Origin of the sequence: Paenibacillus lycopersici (assembly GCF_010119935.1) — a bacterium.
Taxonomy (GTDB): domain Bacteria; phylum Bacillota; class Bacilli; order Paenibacillales; family Paenibacillaceae; genus Paenibacillus_Z; species Paenibacillus_Z lycopersici.
Genome location: NZ_CP048209.1, coordinates 6,536,999 through 6,556,315, shown reverse-complemented (window position 1 = coordinate 6,556,315; position 19,317 = coordinate 6,536,999). Strand labels below are relative to the sequence as shown.

At 61.9% G+C, this 19,317-nt stretch carries 20 protein-coding genes; 13 read left to right on the top strand and 7 right to left on the bottom strand.

The features are described 5' to 3' along the window. The first annotated feature begins 35 nt into the window (after positions 1-35). The 3 genes from GXP70_RS28700 (at position 36) to GXP70_RS28690 (ending at position 1,575) form a co-directional block, all read left to right on the top strand. Positions 36-407, top strand: a complete 372-nt coding sequence (locus GXP70_RS28700) for a DMT family transporter (RefSeq protein ID WP_162360095.1) — start codon at positions 36-38, stop codon at positions 405-407. A gap of 30 nt (positions 408-437) precedes the next feature. Next, complete coding sequence (locus GXP70_RS28695; RefSeq protein WP_162360094.1) at positions 438-761, top strand: DMT family transporter; 324 nt, start codon at positions 438-440, stop codon at positions 759-761. A gap of 181 nt (positions 762-942) precedes the next feature. Continuing rightward, the gene (locus GXP70_RS28690) at positions 943-1,575 is read left to right on the top strand and encodes a DUF4309 domain-containing protein (protein ID WP_162360093.1); all 633 of its coding nucleotides are present in this window, start codon (positions 943-945) and stop codon (positions 1,573-1,575) included. Positions 1,576-1,864: 289 nt separating this feature from the next. Here the strand turns inward: GXP70_RS28690 and GXP70_RS28685 are convergent, their stop codons facing one another. The 5 genes from GXP70_RS28685 to GXP70_RS28665 form a co-directional block, all read right to left on the bottom strand. Next, complete coding sequence (locus tag GXP70_RS28685) at positions 1,865-2,494, bottom strand: DsbA family oxidoreductase (protein ID WP_162360092.1); 630 nt, start codon at positions 2,492-2,494, stop codon at positions 1,865-1,867. 265 nt (positions 2,495-2,759) lie between these two features. Next, positions 2,760-3,416, bottom strand: coding sequence for a metallophosphoesterase (locus GXP70_RS28680; protein ID WP_162360091.1), 657 nt, complete (start codon positions 3,414-3,416; stop codon positions 2,760-2,762). Between the two features lie 58 nt (positions 3,417-3,474). After that, positions 3,475-4,671, bottom strand: a complete 1,197-nt coding sequence (locus tag GXP70_RS28675; protein WP_162360090.1) for an ABC transporter ATP-binding protein — start codon at positions 4,669-4,671, stop codon at positions 3,475-3,477. Beyond that, positions 4,668-6,311, bottom strand: a complete 1,644-nt coding sequence (locus tag GXP70_RS28670; RefSeq protein ID WP_225442593.1) for an ABC transporter permease — start codon at positions 6,309-6,311, stop codon at positions 4,668-4,670. Before GXP70_RS28670 ends, GXP70_RS28675 begins: the two co-directional genes overlap by 4 nt. A gap of 41 nt (positions 6,312-6,352) precedes the next feature. Continuing rightward, positions 6,353-7,546, bottom strand: a complete 1,194-nt coding sequence (locus GXP70_RS28665) for an ABC transporter substrate-binding protein (RefSeq protein WP_162360088.1) — start codon at positions 7,544-7,546, stop codon at positions 6,353-6,355. Between the two features lie 161 nt (positions 7,547-7,707). Here GXP70_RS28665 and GXP70_RS28660 point away from each other — a divergent pair, with 161 nt between their 5' ends. The 5 genes from GXP70_RS28660 (at position 7,708) to trxA (ending at position 11,197) form a co-directional block, all read left to right on the top strand. Beyond that, positions 7,708-8,610: a LysR family transcriptional regulator gene (locus GXP70_RS28660; protein ID WP_162360087.1), complete on the top strand. Its 903-nt coding sequence runs from the start codon at positions 7,708-7,710 to the stop codon at positions 8,608-8,610. A 163-nt stretch (positions 8,611-8,773) separates the two neighbouring features. Further along, complete coding sequence (locus GXP70_RS28655; protein WP_162360086.1) at positions 8,774-9,673, top strand: DUF72 domain-containing protein; 900 nt, start codon at positions 8,774-8,776, stop codon at positions 9,671-9,673. Positions 9,674-9,936: 263 nt separating this feature from the next. After that, entirely contained in the window at positions 9,937-10,296 is a 360-nt protein-coding gene (locus GXP70_RS28650) for a hypothetical protein (RefSeq protein ID WP_162360085.1), read from the top strand. A 94-nt stretch (positions 10,297-10,390) separates the two neighbouring features. After that, positions 10,391-10,816, top strand: a complete 426-nt coding sequence (locus GXP70_RS28645; RefSeq protein ID WP_162360084.1) for an RrF2 family transcriptional regulator — start codon at positions 10,391-10,393, stop codon at positions 10,814-10,816. 69 nt (positions 10,817-10,885) lie between these two features. Continuing rightward, entirely contained in the window at positions 10,886-11,197 is a 312-nt protein-coding gene (gene trxA, locus GXP70_RS28640; RefSeq protein ID WP_162360083.1) for a thioredoxin, read from the top strand. An 84-nt stretch (positions 11,198-11,281) separates the two neighbouring features. Here the strand turns inward: trxA and GXP70_RS28635 are convergent, their stop codons facing one another. Continuing rightward, positions 11,282-12,157 (bottom strand): GNAT family N-acetyltransferase, encoded by an 876-nt coding sequence (locus GXP70_RS28635; protein WP_162360082.1) that lies wholly within the window; start codon positions 12,155-12,157, stop codon positions 11,282-11,284. Positions 12,158-12,506: 349 nt separating this feature from the next. Between GXP70_RS28635 and GXP70_RS28630 the strand changes: the two genes are divergently transcribed. Then, positions 12,507-13,784 carry a molybdopterin-dependent oxidoreductase gene (locus tag GXP70_RS28630; protein ID WP_162360081.1) on the top strand — a complete coding sequence of 426 codons (1,278 nt, stop codon included), beginning with the start codon at positions 12,507-12,509 and terminating at the stop codon, positions 13,782-13,784. Positions 13,785-13,885: 101 nt separating this feature from the next. After that, entirely contained in the window at positions 13,886-14,656 is a 771-nt protein-coding gene (locus GXP70_RS28625; RefSeq protein ID WP_162360080.1) for a MerR family transcriptional regulator, read from the top strand. A gap of 224 nt (positions 14,657-14,880) precedes the next feature. On the opposite strand, the gene GXP70_RS29655 is transcribed toward GXP70_RS28625, so the two are convergent. Further along, the gene (locus tag GXP70_RS29655; protein ID WP_192043403.1) at positions 14,881-15,027 is read right to left on the bottom strand and encodes a hypothetical protein; all 147 of its coding nucleotides are present in this window, start codon (positions 15,025-15,027) and stop codon (positions 14,881-14,883) included. Between the two features lie 198 nt (positions 15,028-15,225). Between GXP70_RS29655 and ychF the strand changes: the two genes are divergently transcribed. The 3 genes from ychF (at position 15,226) to GXP70_RS28610 (ending at position 19,208) form a co-directional block, all read left to right on the top strand. After that, positions 15,226-16,326: a redox-regulated ATPase YchF gene (gene ychF, locus GXP70_RS28620; protein WP_162360079.1), complete on the top strand. Its 1,101-nt coding sequence runs from the start codon at positions 15,226-15,228 to the stop codon at positions 16,324-16,326. Positions 16,327-16,514: 188 nt separating this feature from the next. Beyond that, complete coding sequence (gene prfA, locus GXP70_RS28615) at positions 16,515-17,588, top strand: peptide chain release factor 1 (RefSeq protein ID WP_162360078.1); 1,074 nt, start codon at positions 16,515-16,517, stop codon at positions 17,586-17,588. 528 nt (positions 17,589-18,116) lie between these two features. Further along, a complete protein-coding gene (locus tag GXP70_RS28610) occupies positions 18,117-19,208 on the top strand; it encodes a N5-glutamine methyltransferase family protein (protein WP_162360730.1) in 1,092 nt (363 codons plus the stop codon). Positions 19,209-19,317 lie beyond the last annotated feature (109 nt).

The window sequence follows — 19,317 nt, the reverse complement described above, 5'->3', positions numbered from 1 at the left end:
GCTGGAGCGAGCGAGATAAGGAGGTTGAACGCGACATGGCATGGCTATATTTGCTGATCGCCGGCTTTCTCGAAGTTGCGTGGGCATACGGTCTGCAGGAATCGGAAGGATTCTCAAAGCTGCTGCCGAGCGTGATTACCGTTGCGCTGCTGGCGGCCAGCTTCGTGTGCTTCGCCAAAGCGATGAAGCAGATCGAGATCGGGTCGGCGTACGCGGTGTTCACGGGGATCGGAACGGTAGGCACGGTCATCGTCGGCATCATCGTACTGGATGAGCCGGTCAACGTGCTCAAGCTGCTGTTTATTGCGCTGCTCGTAGGCGGCATCGTCGGGCTGAAGGTTATCTCGGGCCGATTGGAAGCGGAAGCGAAACCGAAGGAGACGGTCTCGTCGGCGGGAGCCGAATAGATCGAAACGGCATGAAAGGGGGAATCGGCCATGGCATGGATTTTTTTGCTGATTTCCGGATTGGGAGAGGTCGGCGGCGTGACGGGCATGAAGCTGTCCAATGGATTCAAGAACTGGCGGGGCACGCTGCTCGCCCTGGCTTCCGGGTTCGTCAGCTTCTATTGTTTGTCCCGGTCGCTGCAGGATATTCCCATCAGCACGGCATACGCCATCTGGACGGGAATCGGTTCCGTCGGCAGCGTCATTCTGGGGATGCTGGCGTTCGGCGAAGCCAGGGATAAACGCAAAATGGTCTTTATCGCGATGATCATCATCGGCGCGGGCGGACTCAAAATCGTAGGCGGCACGCATTAGGCGGGCCGTCTTTTTCGTTACGGCGGCCGCCGGAAGCGATATGCGCACAGCTTTACAATCGTTACGATGTTGTTACTTTCCCGTAACTCTTTTGTAACGGACTTGGCCCGCGGCCTGTGTAAGATGAGGTTGTAAACAGCGACGTCCCTTGTCCCGACTATTACGAAGAGGTGAATACAGCATGAACGCAATAACGATGAACCCGGTTTGGAAATCTTGGGGGAAACTCGCCCTGGTCGCAGTCATTACGGCAGGCTCCGTGGCGTTCGCCGCAGGTCCCCGGGCAAACGCGGCAAGCACGGCACAGACAGTGAGCGCATCCGTTCCGGCGAGCTTGAGCGCGCAGACCGGCAGCACATATATCAATACGATCTACAGCTTGGCGAAGAAAGGCCAGATTCCGGGCTTGCAGGCCATCGCCGGCAAAACGCCGATTTCCGCGGTCCATTACAAATGGGGCGAGCCGGATACGGGCGGCGATGCGAAGGGCAACCATTACGAGTCGTACAACTTCGGCATGGGCCAAGGCGCGTTCGCATTCGGCGTGAACAAAGCGGGCGTTATCTACGACCTGCGCAACTTCGGCGAATCGGTCGACCAGTCCGTCGGCATCAAATCGCTGACGTTCGCAGCCGTCATCAAGACGCTCGGCATGCCGAAGGAAGTCCGTTTCAGCGGCACCGATAAAATCTATGTCTACCATCCGGCAGCGGCGTACGAGCTGAAGTTCGTCGGTCCGAGCAAGGTCGCCAAAGGCAAAATCGCGCACATCGACCATATCAACGTCTATTCGGCCAAAGCGGCGGCGCAATAACGCGCTCCGTTAACCCGAAAAAAAGCGCAAAACACCGTCCGCGTCCGGCAATCGCCGGCAGGACGGTGTTTTTGCATGTCAACGTATCCATGGCCCGCCTCGCGCAGCAGGAGCGCCATGGACATTGCGTGTCGGAGCGTATCCCATGGCCCGCCTCGCGCAGCAGGAGCGCCATGGACATTGCGTGTCGGAGCGTATCCCATGGCCCGCTTCACGCAGCAGGAACGCCATGGACAATGCGTGTCGGGAGCGTATCCATGGCCCGCCTCGCGCAGCATGAAACCCTGCGTTACGCCTTCACGCCGCCCATTAAGCCGAGCAGCTCCTCTGGCGGATAGGCGCCGGACAGCGCGTAGCGGTTGTTGAATACGAAGAACGGCACGCCGGTGACGCCGACTTGACGCGCCCGCTTCAGGTCGGCGTCGACCGCGTCGCCGCCTTCGCCGCGTGCAAGGCGCGCCCCGATGACGGCCGCGTCCAGGCTCAATCGTTCCGCGATGGCGAGGAGTTCGTCGAGCTGGGTTACGTCGGCGCCGTCTTCGAAATACGCCTTGAACAGCGCATCGACCGCGGCTTCCTTATGCTCATCGGGCAGCAGCGCGACGAACCGGTGCGCAAGCCGCGTGTTCGGCATCTTGCTGACGCGCTCGAATCGGAACGTCAGCCCCACGTCGGCGCCGGCTTTCGTCACATGGTCCACGACCCGCTTCAGGGAATCCGGTCCGCCCATTTTGCGCTCCATGGCTTCATCGAAGGCGCGGCCTTCCTCCGGGAGCTCGGGATCCAGCTGGAAAGCGCGATAGGTAACGGTCACAGGCTCGTCGTTCTGTTCCGCCCAGAGCTGCAGCGCGCGGGCGAGATTTTGTTTGCCGATCCGGCACCAGGGACAAGCGACATCGGAGTAAAGATCAATATGCATCTGATCGCGTCAACCTTTCGTTCTATAATGTGGCCTTCCCGGACAGGGACGGCCGAATGGCACAGCCAATGGCCGCAGGCGGCGGCCTACATCCATGCTAATGCAGATTCGGCCATCAAGCAAGGGCGAGGCGCAGGTTCGCGCATGAAAAACACCTCCCGGCCTGGCCGCAAGCCCCCGAGGGCTGCCGGCCAAGCCGGGAGGTGCATGGAATCGGGCGGCGACGCGGCTTCGTACCGTCTTCGTGTCGTCCGCAGGCTTCGCTTCAATAATAAGTCGTGTTCACGTCCGCCGTGTTGGCTTCCGGGCCGGTCGCGCACCAGTAGCCGATACGCGGATGCACGTCGAACAGCGTCAGCCGCTGTCCGTGCTTCGCGCCGGTATCGATGCCGATCTTGCCCTCGCCGAACCACAGATTCCCCGGCTGAGCCCCCAGCCTGGAGGTCGGCGTATGGCCGAAGACGACCGTTAAGCCGTCTTCGGCAGGGCGGTCCAGGAAACCTTCGCGAATCTCGGTCAGATCCGTCAACGACTGGCGGTCCAGCCCGACGCCCTGCCGAATGCCGGCGTGAACGAACAAGTATCCGTCCTCCAGCAGGTAGCGGGGAAGGCCGGAGATCCAGCTCCGCCAAGTCTTTGCCTCCGCATCGGATGAAGGCGCATCCTCCAGCCGGCGCAACAGCTTCAGTTCATGGTTGCCCGGCAGGACGCACGCGCCTTGCTGCGCGAGCGCCCGGATATAGCGCAGCGTGCCGTACGTGCCCGGATTGCCGGCATCGATGTAATCGCCGAGCAGGACGAGCCGATCGCGCGAGGGAGAATAGCCGGCGGAGGCGAGGAGCTTCTTCAAGCCGGTTTCGCAGCCGTGGATGTCGGAGATGGCGAGCAGTCGCGAGCGCAAGTTCAATTGGGAGTTCACCACCGTGTTTCTTCCTTTCGTAGGCTTCCTTTCGTATGCTTTCCTTCGTAGGCTTTCATCCTTATTCGGTCTCGGCGTACATGAACGAGGAGGCTTCGGGGACGGCGAGCCAGCGCCGGCTGCCCGGCTCGACCGGTCCGTCATGCAGGAGGTACAGGGCCTGCCCGCAATCCGACTCGATTTTGCACCGCCAATGCTTGCCTTCGAAAATACTGTTCCGAACGGTGACGGGCAGCCCGTTCAGGCGCTCATTCGTTGCCGGCGCATCGGCGTCCAGCAGCGACGCGTCCTCCGGGCGGAACATCAGCTCGGCCTGCTCGGTTCCCGACGAGCCGACGCCGCCCGGGAAACTGCCGCGGATCGGTCGCGCGCCGTTCGGCAGCAAGAGCCCGGTTCCGCCGTCCGGCAGCACGGCCGCCTTCCCTTTCAGGCTGTTGATGCCGCCGAGCAGCAAGCAGACCCAGCGGCTGGCCGGCCGGCCGTAGCATTCTTCCGGCGTGCCCATCTGGTCGATCTGGCCCGCGCGCATGATGAGCAGCCGGTCCGCCATCGCGAACGCTTCCTCCGGGTCGTGCGTCACATGGAAGACGCTCGTGCCGAGCTTGCGGAACAGCTCGGCCATCTCCGTGCGCATCTCGACGCGCAGCCGCATGTCGAGATTGGACAGCGGCTCGTCGAGCAAGAGCAGCTGCGGGCGCGTGGCGAGCGCGCGGGCGATGGCGACGCGCTGCTGCTGCCCGCCGGAGAGCTCCGGCGGCAGCCGCTTCTCAAGGCCGCCGAGCCGCAGCAAGGCCAGCAGCTCGGAGACCGTCCGGTCGATATCGGACCGGGACATTCGCTGCCTGCGCAAGCCGTAAGCGATATTCTCGAATACGGATAGATGCGGCCATAAGGCGTAATCCTGGAATACCATGTTGACGCCCCGCTTCTCCGGGGCGAGCATCGTGCGGGAAGAGGCGATCAGCTTGCCGTTCAGCAACAGTTCGCCGCCGTCCGGCTGGAGCAGCCCGGCGACGAGCTGCAGCAGCGTCGATTTGCCGCAGCCCGACGGGCCGAGCACGCTGATGATTTCGCCGGGGCGCATATCGAACGAGATGCTCCGGAGCGCTTGGTAATCGCCGTAGCTGCGGCAGAGGAAGCGGGCGGACAGGAGCGGCTTCGCCGCTGCGGACGGTTCCTCTGACGCGGGCTTCGGCGCGTCATGCGCCTTCGGCGCGGCGATCTTGACAGCTTCGGCTGCCACGGTGGACGGGCTCATGCCTTAACCTCCTTGCGTCGGAGCAGCAGCTCCGCGACGAGAATAATGAGAATGACGATCGCCGACCCGAAGACGGTCGCGGCCGAGGCGTAGCCGAACTTCAAATCCTCGAACGCCTTGTTGATCGAGACCGGGAGCGTCAGGAAATTCGGCGGGAACAGAATCGAATTGACCGCCAGGTCGAAGACGCCGGAGCCGAACGCGGCCAGCGCCGCCGACAGCAGCGCGCCGCGAATGAGCGGCACGAGAATGGCGCGGATGCGGCCGAAGAACGAGCCGCCGTATAGCTGCGCGGCGGTCAGCAGCTGCTCGGGCACCTTCGCCATCGCGCCGACCAGCAGCCGCGTAATGACGGGAATGGCTCCGGCGACGGAAGCCAGCACGAGAATCCATGGCGTGCCGTACAGCAGCAGCCCGACATGCTCCAGCCAAGGCTGGTTCCAGACGAAAATATACCCGATGCCGAGCACGACCCCCGGCACCGCAAGCGTCAGGATGGAGATCGTTTCGATCAGCCGCTTGTAGCGGAAGGCGGAATACGTAAGCACGTAAGCGACGCCGAGGCCGATCAGCAGCGCGGCCGCGGCAGCGGCGGCCGCGATGAGCAGGGAATGGCCCAGCCCCCGCAGCAGCTGCGAGCCGTCGCGGAACAAGGACGCGTAATTCTGCAGCGTCCAATTGGCCGCCTTCACGCCGCCGGAGGCGGTTTTGACGAAGGACATCCAGATATTCGTGCCGATCGGAATGCCGAAGACGAGCGCCAGGAAGAGCGCGTTGCCCGCCGTCAGCGGCAGCGAGAGCTTGCCGGCCGGCTGCGGCACGAGCCGTTCGGCGCGGCCGTTCAGGAAGTCGTACCGCGAGCGGCGCATCGCATAGAATTGCAGCACCATGGCGGCTCCGATCAGCAGCACGAGGTAGAACGACAGCACGCCGGCCATATCGAACCGGATCGGCGACGTGTAGATGGCCGAATAAATCGAATAAGGCAGCGTCGGGAACCGGTAGACGGCCGAGATCGAAGCCGGCAAGCCGAAGTCCCCGATCGTATCCATGAAGACAAGCGCCGCTCCCGCCAGCACGGCCGGCAGCAGGAGCGGGGCTTGAATCGTCCGCCACGCGGTGAACGGCGAGGCGCCGTTCAGCCGGGCGGCTTGCGAGAGCGAATCGACCTTCCATTCCATGGCGGAATAGACGCTGAGGTAGGCAAGCGGGAACTTGCTGAGCGTCATGACCGCGATCAGGCCCGCGGGACTGAAGATGAAGGCGCTGACCCCGTGCGAGCCGAACAACGAGAACGCAAGCCCCTTCGGCGCGGCGAACATGACCCAGCCCTGCGACAGAATGAACGAGGGCGTGATGAGCAGCACCCAGACCGCGGCGTCCAGCAGCCTTGCGGTCGGGAACGCCTTGGTGGCGCGAACGATGGCAAGCAGGCCGCCGAGCGCTGTCGCCAGCAGCGTCGTGCCGGACGCCAGCAGGATCGAGTTCTCGAGCGATTTCTGCCAGAGCGGCCGTTCCGTGATTTCCAGCAAAATATGCCAGTCGCCGAATTTCAGGCTGCCGAAAAAGATGCCCGGAAGCAGCACCTGAATGATGACTGCCCCGAGCGGACCCAGCACGAGAATGAACAACAGCAGCATTACCGGCCATCCGAGACGGCCGTCGGTCGTGCGGCTTGTCATTACTTCACCGACTGGTCGGAGAACCACTGCTTGATTTCGGCTTCATGATCGGCTGCCCAATCCGCCTTGGCAACGACCAGCTTCGCATTCGCTTCGCGGTCGGCCTTCGCCGTCGCGCCGGTTACGGACGGCTCGAAATAGCTCTCGTCGCCTTTGTCGATCAGCGCCTGCTGCGTCTTCGGATCGAGCAGGAATTCGACGAACGCTTTGGCCGCGTCAGCATGCTTGGTGTCCTTCTGGATAGCGGCTACGCGGACGGAAGCGGGAGCGCCGTCTTGCGGCCAGATGATTTCGATCGGCTCTCCGCCGTTCTTCATCACGTAAGCGTTGCTCTCTTGCAGCGCGGCGACTTTGATTTCGCCGCCGGACAACGCCGACACGACGTTCGGGTTCTTCGGATACACGTGCAGGCCGTTCTTGAGCAGCGAGCTGAAGTACGATTTGCCGGCGTCCATGCCTTGATCCTGGAAGAACCAGGAGACGAACGGATAGGCAGGCGCCGCGACAGCCGGGTCGGCCATGCCGATTTGTCCTTTGTACTTCGCGTCGGTGAAGTCCTTCCACGTTTTCGGAGCATCCTCCGCTTTGATCTCGTTCTTGTTGTATACGATGACGCCCGCCGCATGCGCCCCTGTCGGAAAGTACGAGTTATCCGACGGCACGAACGATTTGGCGAAATCCGTCAAGCCGGAAGCGGCAGCCGGGGTCCAGCCGGTCAACAGCTCGCCCTGCTTGTCCAGTCCTTGAATCGAAGGCATGGCGTCCATCCATACGACGTCCCAGTGCGGATTGCCTTTCTCCGCTTCGATCCGGGACATGATCTCGGCGCCGTTGCCGCTGACGATGTTGAGCTTGTAGCCGGTTTGCGCCTCGAACATCGGTTTCACGATATCGTCGAAGTCGTTCAAATACACCGTGAGCGTTCCCTTGTCAGCCGTCGTTGCATCGGCCGAAGCATTCGCCGCCGCATTTGTCGCCGTATTCGCATCTGCTGCCGCGTTGCTCGCCGCTGCCGTATCGTTCGCCGCCGCGCCATTCGTTGCCGCCGTGTTCGCTGCATTCGTGCTTGCCGCGTTGCCGCCGTTCGCCGCGCCGTTGTTCGCATCGTTGCTGGAGCCGCACGCCGTCGATACGATCGTCAGCAGCAGCAGCGTGCCCGCGATACCCATTTTGCCATTCATCCTGCTTTTCATTGATTTCTCTCCTCCGTCAGTTGGTCTATGTCCAATTTAGGGCAGAAGTATCAGACGAACGTTAACGACACGTCTAGTTTTTGTTAAGTATCATCTATGCATATTGATAAATAGATCGATGTCATCTATATTCGTGGAAAAAGCAGTGGAGGGCATGCGGCATGAACGTACAGCAATTGCGCGTATTCGTTGAGGTTTGCGGGAGCGAGACGCTGCAGGACGCGGCGGAGAAGCTCGGACTGAAGCAGCCGACGGTCAGCTTCCATCTTCGCAGGCTGGAAGAGGAGCTTGGCGTCAAGCTGTTCCACAAGCCGGCGCGCAGCTTGTTCCCGACGGAGAACGCGGCGGATCTTCTTCCGTACGCCAGGCGGATCGTCGCGCTCATGGAAGAGGTGGAATCGATGATGGAGGAGCGGAGGGACCAGGGGGAAGGCAAGCTGAAGCTGGGCGCCAGCTACACGCCGGCTACGTATTTCCTGCCGCCGCACATGGCCGCGTTCGGCAGTCTCCATCCGCGCGTGCGCATCCAGCTGAGCGTGAAGAAGGCGGACGGCCTGCTGGAGATGCTGCGCAAATACGAGATCGACGCGGCAGTCGTGTCGCTGCCTGCCGATCGTCTCGAAGGGCTGGTCATGGAGAAGCTGATGGAGGACGAGCTGAAGCTGCTGCTCTCGCCGGCCCATCCGCTTGCGCGGCGCGAGACATTGACGGCGGCCGACCTGCAGCCTCAGACGTTCCTGATCCATGAAGCCGGCTCCACCTCGCGCAAGCTGACGGACGAATGGGCGGCCGACATCGGGCTGCAGTGGAGCTCCTTCATGGAGCTGGGCGCGATCGAGACGATCAAGGAAGCGGTCAAATGCAACATCGGCGTCGGCGTGCTGCCCAAACGGAGCGTGCTGCGCGAAGCCGCGTCCGGCGAGCTGGTCATGCGGGACCTGCCGGACTATGTCAACCGCCGCCATATTTGTCTCGTCTATCGACGCGAAGAGCAAATCTCCCGGCAGGTGCGCGCGTTCATCGCGTTTTTGCTGCATGCGTGCGGCAGGGAACCGGTCGCCTAGCGTTACGCTGCGTTTCAGAAGAACGGCCGTAGGCGTAAATAACGTTACATGCACTCGTCAGCATCGCTGTATGGCGGCCGCCTCCTCCAGGTTGATTTTGAAAAACAAAGCACGGTAAACTGGGGTCGACAAGAGACGGATAAGTATAGGAGGGCGGACGAGCATGATTGAGATCGGGCTATGCGGCTGGGGCGACCATTCCGAGCTGTACCGGGAAGCGAGCGCATCGCGCGGCAAGCTGCCGATATACGCGAAGTGGTTCCGGGTCGTGGAAGTCGACAGCACGTTCTATGCGATTCAAGCGCCGCGCATCATGGAGAAGTGGGCCGGCGAAACGCCGGACGGCTTCCGGTTCGTCATCAAGGCGTACCAGGGGATGACGGGCCATGCCCGCGGGAACGGCCGCAAATACCATCCGTACGACAGCGAAACGGCGATGTTCGGGGCGTTCCTGGAAGCGATCGCGCCGATCCGGGCGGCGGGCAAACTGCTGGCCGTCTTGTTCCAGTACCCGCCCTGGTTCAGCTGCACCCGGCAGAACGTCGCCGTGCTGCGCGCCGCGAAAGCCTACATGGGCGATGTCCCGTGCGCCCTGGAGTTCCGCCACCGGAGCTGGTTCGCGGAGGACATGCGGGAGAAGACGCTCGCCTTCGCGCGGCGGGAAGGCTGGATGCATACCGTCTGCGACGAGCCGCAGGCGGGGGACGGCTCGATTCCGATCGTCGAGGCCGCGACGCACGACGCGATGACGATCGTGCGCCTGCATGGCCGCAACGCGGAGGGCTGGGTATCCGCGGGCCAGCCGAACTGGCGGGACGTGCGCTACCTGTACCGCTACAACGAGACGGAGCTGGCCGACTGGGCGGAGCGGCTGCGGCGGCTCGAGCGCTTGTCGGACGAGGTCTGCGTCCTGTTCAACAACAATTCCGGCGGCGATGCCGCGGACAACGCGCTGCAGCTGATGGCGATGCTCGGCCAGCTGCCCCCGCGCGGTTCCTTCGAGCTGCCGCCGCCGCCCGAAGAGCCGGAGCAGCTCGATCTGTTCGAACTCAAGGACGAGTAAGCTAGTGCGCCCGAAATCCTTCCCGAGAGCAGTAATTCCAGCGGAAATGCAGTAGACTTGCAAAGAACCTCACACACCTGCTGCAGAATAGTAAAAAAGTCGAGGCTAAATTGGCAAAGCTGCCATTCGGACAACTTTATCCGCTGCAGATCGACAAAAGCGTCGATAAAGTTGTCATTCGGACAGCTTTATCCACCGCAGACCGGCAGAAGTGTCAATAAAGTTGTCATTCGGGCAACTTTGTCCGCCGCGGACCGGCAAAAATGCAGGCAAAGTTGTCATTCGGACAGCTTTATCCGCTGCAGACCAGCGGAAGTGTCAATAAAGTTGTCATTCGGGCAACTTTGTCCGCCGCGGACCGGCAAAAATGCAGGCAAAGTTGTCATTCGGACAACTTTGTCCGCCGCGGACCGGCAAAAATGCAGGTAAAGCTGCCATTCGGACAGCTTTATCCGCTGCAGACCAGCGGAAATGCCCGTTTTGCGGGCGAAATCCTGCCATTCGGCAGCTTCTGGGCAGGCTGGGCTCAAGCTACTGGGCTGGGCTCCGCTTGTGCGCCGAATTCCTGCCTTGCGGCAAGCTTCGTCCGCCCGCGGCGCGGTATCTTCCTGGCACTCGAATAAAGCGCGCCGAATGGATGCAAAATAAAAAGGTAACCGCCGTTGACAGCATCAACTGTAACTGATATGATTACAGTACAAAGCGGGGTGCCTTACCATGAACAGCGAATTTACGATTGCCGTCCACAGTTTAGTTTACTTGGCTTATTTGCCGGAGCGCATGGCCCCGAGCGAAGCAATCGCCGAGAACGTCTCGACGAATCCGGCCCGCATTCGCAAAGTCATGAGCTGCCTGAAACGCGGCGGCTACGTCGACACGCGGGAGGGCGCTGGCGGCGGATACCGGTTGACGCTGGACCCGGCGGTCGTCAATTTAGCCGACATCTACCGGCTCATGGCGCAGGGCTCCGTTATTCCGAGCTGGTGCTCGGGCAATCCGGATATGGATTGCGTCGTCGGCTCCAATATGCGGGAAGTGATGAATGGCATTTTCTGCAAGGCGGAGAAGCAGTTGGAGGCGTATTTCGGCGGGATCACCATTTCCGACGTTCTGGGCCAGATCAAGGAATGCGACAACTGCTAGTCCCTAATCGGTGAGACGGGTAACACCCTTCCCATAGCTTCGAACTTATTTGTAGAGAGGATGATTTACATGGCACAAGTATTGACGAAAGACAACTTTAACCAAAGCATCGAGAGCGGCGTAACGCTCGTGGACTTCTGGGCGCCTTGGTGCGGACCTTGCAAAATGCAGCTTCCGATCGTCGAGGAGCTGTCCACCGAGCTTGCGGGCTCGGCGACGATCGGCAAAATCAACGTCGACGAAGAGCCTGAACTGGCTTCCCAATTCGGCGTTATGTCCATCCCTACGCTGATCCTGTTCAAAGACGGACAGCCTGTCGACAAAATGGTCGGCCTGCAGTCCAAGGACGCGCTCAAAAACAAAATCCAAGGCCAAATCTAAGGCCTAGCCTTTCGCAAGCCCCCGACCGATCCTTGGTGCGGGGGCTTGTTCGTTCTCCCTCTCAAGTCTAGCGAACCTGACGGCTTACTCGGCCTCCCAGAACACGCAGCCCGAATGCCCCGTCACGCTCATCCCTTCCCGCAGGTAGAAGCGCAAGGCATCCTCGTTGCGGTCGATGCAGTACAGATAAGGCTCCTTATGGCGGACCGCGAAGATATGGCGGATCGCGTGATGCAGCAGCCGCTTGCCGAGACCTCGCCCTTGAAGCTCGGGGGCGATCGCCATGAGATCGATTTCGGCGTTCTTCAACAGGCAGGCGCCCGCAAGGGATCCATGGTAGAACAGGAGGCAGCAATCCCCTTCGGCGGTTTTCGCCGTCCATTCCGCCTGGAGCCTGTCGCGCTGACCGGCGAACGGCCGGGCCGCAGGGTCATCGAACGTATGGGCCATGGCGCGATCCAACAGCGCGCACAATTCGTCCGTATGCCGGCTTTCGAACGGCCGGATTTGGATGCCGTCGAAAGCGGCATCGGCGGCAGTGGCAGCGGAGTAATTCTCGCGGCGCATCGTGAATTCATGGGTCTTGTGCCCTCTCGATGCCCACGGAAGGCCATGGAACAGCCACTCTTCGAGCTTTACGTTATGCGGCGCGTACCAGACGCTTGTGAAGGTGTTCGCTTGGCGTCTTGCGCGCGTGACAAGCGCCTGCAATTCGGTGCGGATCTCATCCGGCATGTCCTTGCGGAAGGCGACCTGAATGCGGAGGCGGCCGCTGAACAGGCAAGCGTAGAACGTGCCGAAGTTGTCGCCGCCGGCATAGTAGAGCCGGCTGATGACGCCTCCGAATTCGCCTGCTCCGTCCGCGCCTTCGAAAATCCATTTCTCGCCCTGATCGATGGAAGCGATCAGGCCGGCAGCTTGTTTCTTCTCCAAGTCCGATTGGAACGCTCTGAATTGCATAGCCGTACGCCTGCCTTCGATTGTAGTATCGTTCATGTTGTTGGAGCTTGCCTGCTGAGCCTGAATCGTCGTTCATAGCCAGGCGCTTCAGGAATGAGATGATGGGCGCGAACGACAAGCTGCGCAGCTCCCCATTCGACAATAAATCTGTATATTTTTGTCAATATTCGACACGAAGAACATAAACCCTGCTTGCCGAATGATAATATCGTCCCGGCTGCCGGCGGTCGGTCGCTACAGCCAATCGCTGCGCGAATCGAACCGTTTGCAGGTCCCGCTGCGTTATAATAAGTAAGAGAATGGTACATTCCGCGGCTTGTCATAATGGATAGCAAAGGAGGCTTGTCCGGTGCGTGAATGGCTGGCTCGTGTACGCAAAGGCTATGGCAGGAAGCTTGCGTCGCTCCATATGTGGAACGGCTGGATCGTCGTGGTGCTCGCTTTTACGGGGCTGATCTTGTTTCAAGGGACGTGGCGCGGGATTCTCGGCGAAGGACGCGTCGTTATCCGGTACGCCCATATCGTCGTCGGGATCGCGTCGCTCATCCCGGTCGTCTATTACTTGCTGCTGGCCGGCAAGCATTGGAAGCAGCTGAGAGGCAAGACGGCGCAGAAGGCCAATGTCGTCATCGTCCTTGCGCTGTTGTCCGGATGGCTGCTGTCCGGGCTGCTGCTCTGGCAGTTCAGGGCCGCGGGCCCGCGCTTGTCCGGCTTCGCGCTGCAGGCGCATGATCTGCTCACCTGGGTCGGGCTGCCGTACATCGTCTACCACTCGATCACGCGGCTCAAGTGGCTGAAGGAGCCGCACCGCCGCACCGTGAAGACCGGCCGCGCCGGCGAAGGCGTGAAGGCAGGCTCGGCAGCGGCCGCGAACGCGGGTACGGGCGGCGGCATTCACCCCGCTGCGCGGCCGGAAGCGCTCATGACGCGCAGCGCGTTCATCAAGACCGCGATCGGCGCCGGGATCGCGATCGCGGTCGGGCCGTCCTTCCTGCGCTGGCTCGGCAACCAGATGAGCGCCGGCACGAGCTACGAGGATGCGGTCGCTTCGGACGCCAACAGGCTCGTTCCGCCGCCGACGCCCTTGTCCGCTTCCAGTCCGCCGATCGGCGGCGGGAGCAGAGGCGAGTTCCGCGTCTACACGGTCACGCCGATCCCCAGCTTCGATAACGCGTCGTTCTCGTTCACGATCGACGGCCTTGTCGAGAAGAAGCTGCAGTGGGACTGGGAGCAGTTCGTGGCGCTCAAGCGCCAGGTGCAGGTCAGCGATTTTCACTGCGTTACGGGCTGGTCGGTGTACAACAATACATGGGAAGGCATCAAGCTGAGGGACTTCCTGAACATGGCCGGCGTGAAGCCGGGCGCGAAGACGGTCAAATTCTATTCGGGCGACGGCGTGTACACGGATGCGCTGACGCTGGAGCAGGCGAACATGGACGACGTCATCGTCGCCGTCATGCACGACGGGAAGCCGATTCCAAGCGATCTCGGCGGCCCGGTGCGGCTGGTCGTGCCGAAGATGTACGCCTACAAGTCCGTGAAATGGCTGAACCGGATCGAGCTGATCGACGGCGAGCACACCGGGTATTGGGAGCAGCGCGGCTACTCGAACGACGCATGGGTCTAGTGCGTTTTGGCGGGCGTAGCAGGCCGGATTTTTCCTTCGAAACGGGGTTTGACATTCACGCGGCGTAAAGGTGTAGAGTGGGGTTGTCGGGAGGTGAGCGCATGGAATATACGGTGCTAAAGCTGGGCAGGCTTGCGGGCGTCAGCACGCGGACGCTGCGGTTCTACGACGAGGTCGGCCTGCTCAAGCCGGCGCGGACGAATTCGTCCGGCTACCGGATCTACGGTCAGGCGGAGGTCGACAAGCTGCAGCAGATTTTGTTCTACCGGGAGCTTGGCGTGCAGCTGGAACAGATCAAGGCGATCGTGAACGACCCGTCCTTCGACGGCGCCGCGGCCTTGCGGCAGCACCGCGACCGGCTTCTCGATAAACGCAAACAGCTCGATGCGCTGATCGGCAACGTGGAGAAGACGATCGCATCGGCCGAAGGGAGAACGGACATGAGCGACCAAGAGAAATTCGAAGGCTTCAAGGAGCGGATGATCGACGAGAACGAGCGGAGACACGGCAAGGAAGCGCGGGAGAAATACGGCGACGAGGCCGTCGACAGGTCGAACGCCAAGCTGAAGGGAATGACGCAGGAGCAGCATGAGCGGTTGAACCGCTTGACGCAGGAAGTGAAGGACGCGCTTGCGGAAGCGTTCGAAACCGGCGATCCGGCGGGGGAGCTAGCCCAGAGGGCGGCGGACCTGCACCGGCAGTGGCTGACGTTCCATTGGGACCGCTACAGCAAGGAAGCGCATGCCAATATCGCGCAGATGTACGTGGACGACGAACGGTTCAAAGCCTATTACGACGAGAAGCAGCCGGGAACGGCGGAATTTCTGCGGGATGCGGTGCATATTTATACCGGCGCCGCAGACGGCGAATAGGAAGCGGAAGCCGCTGCAAGCAGCAAGCAGCAAGAACCAAGCAGCAAGAACCAAGCAGCAGAAGAAAGAACCAAGAAGCAAAAAGCAAGCAGCAAGCAGCAAGAAGCAAGAAGCAAGAAGCAAGAAGGGGCATCTGCGCACGGTTCTCATGACCGTCGCGGATGCCCCTTTCGCTGAATCGGGAGCGCGTTTCATGCGCGCTGCGCACAGTTCCTGCGGTCGCGCTACTTGTCCGTCTTCTTCTTCACGCTGCCGTAGTTAGTGACGGACTTGGCATCCTCCAGCGTATCGTTGACGAAGGCCATATCCTGATTCTTGGCGGCCATATGGGTCGTGCCCTTATAGTTGCCCTTATGCGTCTGGTTCTCCATGCGCGATCACCTCCAACCGATATTATGCGCCCGCGGGCGACGCGGCATGCGGGAGGATCGGTGCCGATGACGGACGCGCCCCGGCGGGATCCGGCGGTTCCATATCATAAACACCATATCATGAACGGGCTTTTATTGTTCCAAGGCTTCGGGTATAATGGCCTGAGATTGTTTAATACGGAACAGGGGTGTCTTGCAATGGCTTTGAAGGCTGGGATCGTCGGCCTGCCGAACGTGGGCAAATCGACGTTGTTTAACGCAATTACGCAAGCGGGCGCGGAGTCCGCGAACTATCCGTTCTGCACCATCGACCCGAACGTCGGCGTCGTGGAAGTGCCGGATGAGCGTTTGGATAAATTGACGGAGCTGGTCGTGCCGAACCGTACCGTGCCGACCGCGTTCGAATTCATCGATATCGCGGGCATCGTGAAAGGCGCAAGCAAGGGCGAAGGCCTCGGCAACAAATTCCTCGCCCACATCCGCGAGGTAGACGCGATCGTGCACGTCGTGCGCTGCTTCCAGGACGACAACATTACGCATGTCTCCGGCAAAGTGGATCCGATCGGCGACATCAACACGATCAACCTGGAGCTGATTCTCGCGGACATCGACTCCGTGGATCGCAAGATCGAGCGTTCCCGCAAGAACCTCAAGGGCGGCGACAAGAAAGTGGCCCAAGAAGTCGAAGCGCTGGAGAAGATCAAGGAAGCGCTGTACAACGACCAGCCGGCGCGCAGCATCGACCTCTCCGAGGAGGAGAAAGCGATCGTGCGCGACCTGCATCTGCTGACGATGAAGCCGGTGCTGTACGCGGCGAACGTCAGCGAAGGCGAGGCGGCCAATTCGGACGGCAACAGCTACGTCGAGCTGGTGCGCGAATTCGCGAAGGCCGAAGGCGCGGAAGTGGTGCCGATCAGCGCGAAGGTGGAATCCGAGATCGCGGAGCTCGAGGGCGAAGACAAGGACATGTTCCTCGCCGAGCTCGGCTTGACGGAGTCCGGTCTGAACCGGCTGATCCGCGCGGCCTACAAGCTGCTCGGCCTCTACACGTACTTCACGGCCGGCGTGCAGGAAGTGCGCGCGTGGACGATCCGCAAAGGGATGAAGGCGCCGCAGGCGGCGGGCGTCATCCATACGGACTTCGAGCGCGGGTTCATCCGGGCCGAAGTCGTCTCGTATAACGATCTCGTCGCGGCGGGCTCCATGAACGCGGCCAAAGAGCGCGGCCAGCTTCGCCTGGAGGGCAAAGAATACGTGGTGCAGGACGGCGACGTCATGCACTTCCGTTTCAACGTATAGCTTGTCAAGGATGAAGGACTCGGGCAGCCGGGTCCTTTTCGCCGTGAAGGAACGGGCGCTGCCGCAGTCTTCCATTTCTCCAAAATTGTCACGTTTATGGTTTGCGGCGCGTTATGCTATACTGAGAAGACCAAGTGAAACGGCCGTTGCCGGGAATCATGCGAAAACTATTATAGAGGTGAATGACAGTGTTGGACCGTTTACAGGCACTCGCCGACCGGTATGAGAAGCTGAGCGAGCTGTTGTGCGATCCGGATGTGGCCGGCGATCCGAAGAAACTTCGCGACTACTCCAAGGAGCAGTCCGATTTGCAGCCCGTTTATGCGGCTTATACGGAATACAAGCAGGTCGTCGAGCAGCTCGACGACGCGAAAGCGATGCAGAACGAGAAGCTGGACGAAGACATGCGCGAAATGGTCAAGATGGAGATCGATGAGCTGGATTCGCGCAAGACGGAGCTGGAGGCCGAAATTCAAGTCTTGCTGCTCCCGAAAGACCCGAACGACGACAAGAACGTCATTGTCGAGATCCGCGGCGCGGCCGGCGGCGACGAAGCGGCCTTGTTCGCATCGGATCTGTACCGCATGTACATGAAATTCGCGGACACGCAAGGCTGGCGCGTAGAGCTGATGGAAGCGAACGAGAGCGATCTCGGCGGCTTCAAGGAGGTCATCTTCATGGTGACGGGCAAAGGCGCGTACAGCAAGCTGAAATACGAGAGCGGCGCGCATCGCGTGCAGCGCATCCCGGTTACGGAGTCGGGCGGCCGGATTCATACGTCGACGTCGACGGTAGCCGTCATGCCGGAAGTCGAAGAGGTCGAGGTCGAAATTCTGGATAAAGACATTCGCGTCGACACGTATTGCTCCAGCGGCGCGGGCGGCCAGTCCGTCAACACGACGAAATCCGCCGTGCGCGTGCTTCACGTGCCGACGGGCATCATGGCGCAGTGTCAGGACGGCAAGTCCCAGAACGAGAACAAGGCGAAGGCTCTTCAAGTGCTTCGCGCGCGGATTTCGGATATGAAACGCCAAGAGGAAGAGGCCAAATACGCCGGCGAGCGCAAAAGCAAGGTCGGCACGGGCGACCGAAGCGAACGGATCCGCACGTACAACTATCCGCAAAGCCGGGTAACGGATCACCGCATCGGCTTGACGCTGCATAAGCTCGATTCCGTGCTGAACGGCGACATGGAAGAGATCATCAACGCGCTGACGCTGACGGCGCAGACGGAATTGATGGAACGCGAGAACTTGGCGTAATATCGCTGCTAAACGATTGAGATCAACGGGAGCTGCCTTGGGAGCGGACGCCGGCATGGCGTTCGGCGATTCCCTTGGCACGCTCCCGTTTTTGGCGCATTCCGGCTGCGCGATCGATGCAGCGCGGCCCGGGAAGAGCGAATGGAAGGGGCGGGAAGGATGGCGGAGCAGAAGGATCGGGCCGCGGATATGGCCGGGCGGCCTGCGGGCGGAACGGGCGGCGGCGAAGGCGTGCGTCAGGAGGAACAAGACGGGCTCGCGGAGCGTGCGGGCGGCGGCGGTGTGAACAACGCCGAAGCGGCGGAAGCGAAAGCGGAGCGCCTGGATGGCGGCGTGAACGGCGCTGAAGAGCCGGAAGTGCCGGCGGATCACGCAAGCGATGCAAGCGGCGATAGAGCGGGCCTGCAAGCGGAGCTTGCGGACAGCGCGGGAGAAGGAATGCGGGCGGTGTCCGAAGCCGACGCGATCGGCGGGGAATTGGCCGCGCTGCTGAACGAGGAGGGGACAGGCGTGTCGCTGCTCGTTCCGATGACGATCGCGGACGTATGCCTGAAGGCGACTGCGATGCTGCGCGAGCGCGGCATCGCGGAGCCGCGCAGCAATGCGGAGCTGCTGCTCCTGCACGTGCTGGAGCTGGAGCGCGCGGAGCTGCTGCGCGATTGGCGGGAACCGTTCCCGCCGCAGCGATATCGGCGGTGGCGGGAGCTGTTGGCGCGCAAGGCGGCCGGCGAGCCCGTGCAGTATTTGATCGGCGAGCAGTGGTTCTACGGCATGCCGTTCGCGGTGACGCCGGCGGTGCTTATCCCGCGGCCGGAGACGGAGCTGCTCGTGGAGGCCGTGCTGGAAGCGGCCGACCGGCTGTGGCCGGAAGCCGCGGGGGCTGCGGATGCTGTGCCGGCCGCCCGGCTGGGCGGCAAGCTCGCGGATGCCGGGCCTGGCGGAGCGGGCGGGGAAGCCCGGAACGGCGGCCTGGATGCCGCGGCCGAAGACGGCGGAGCGCCTGGCGGCTACGGTTCGGGCGTTGCCGGGCCGCAGCTTGACGCGGCCGCCAAGGGCGGTGCTGCCGTGCCGACGGTCGTCGATGTCGGCACGGGCAGCGGGGCCATCGGCGTGACGCTGGCGGCGCTGCGTCCGCGATGGCGGGTGTGCGCGTCCGACCTGTCGCCGGACGCGCTGGCGGTCGCCCGCGCGAACGCGGCGCGCCATGGGGCGGCGGCGCGCATGACGTTCGTGCAGGGCGACCTGCTCGGGCCGTTCGCGCAGCCGCGGCCCGGCATCGGCGTCGACGCGGCCGGGGGCGTAGCCGGCCTGCGCATCGACGTGCTCGTCTCGAACCCGCCGTACATACCGGCGGGCGACATTGCCGGCCTGCAGCCGGAGGTGCGCGACCACGAGCCGCGTCTGGCGCTCGACGGCGGCGACGACGGCTTGACGCCATACCGGCGCATGGCCGAGCAGCTCATGCAGCTGTCCGCGCTGCCGCGCATCGTCGGCTTCGAGCTCGGCATCGGCCAGGCGGAAGCCGTCGCGGACCTGCTCCGCGGCATCGGCGCGTGGCGCGAAATTCGCATCATTCCCGATTACGCGGGTATCGACCGCCACGTCTTGGCAATCGAATAACGGCATCGAGCCGTAGGGCCGGGCCTGCATATGCCGGCTTTGCAGCTTGACGGCAGGACAAGGAGCGTTCCGAGCGGAACGCTCCTTCAGCAAGTAGAGAAACCCATGG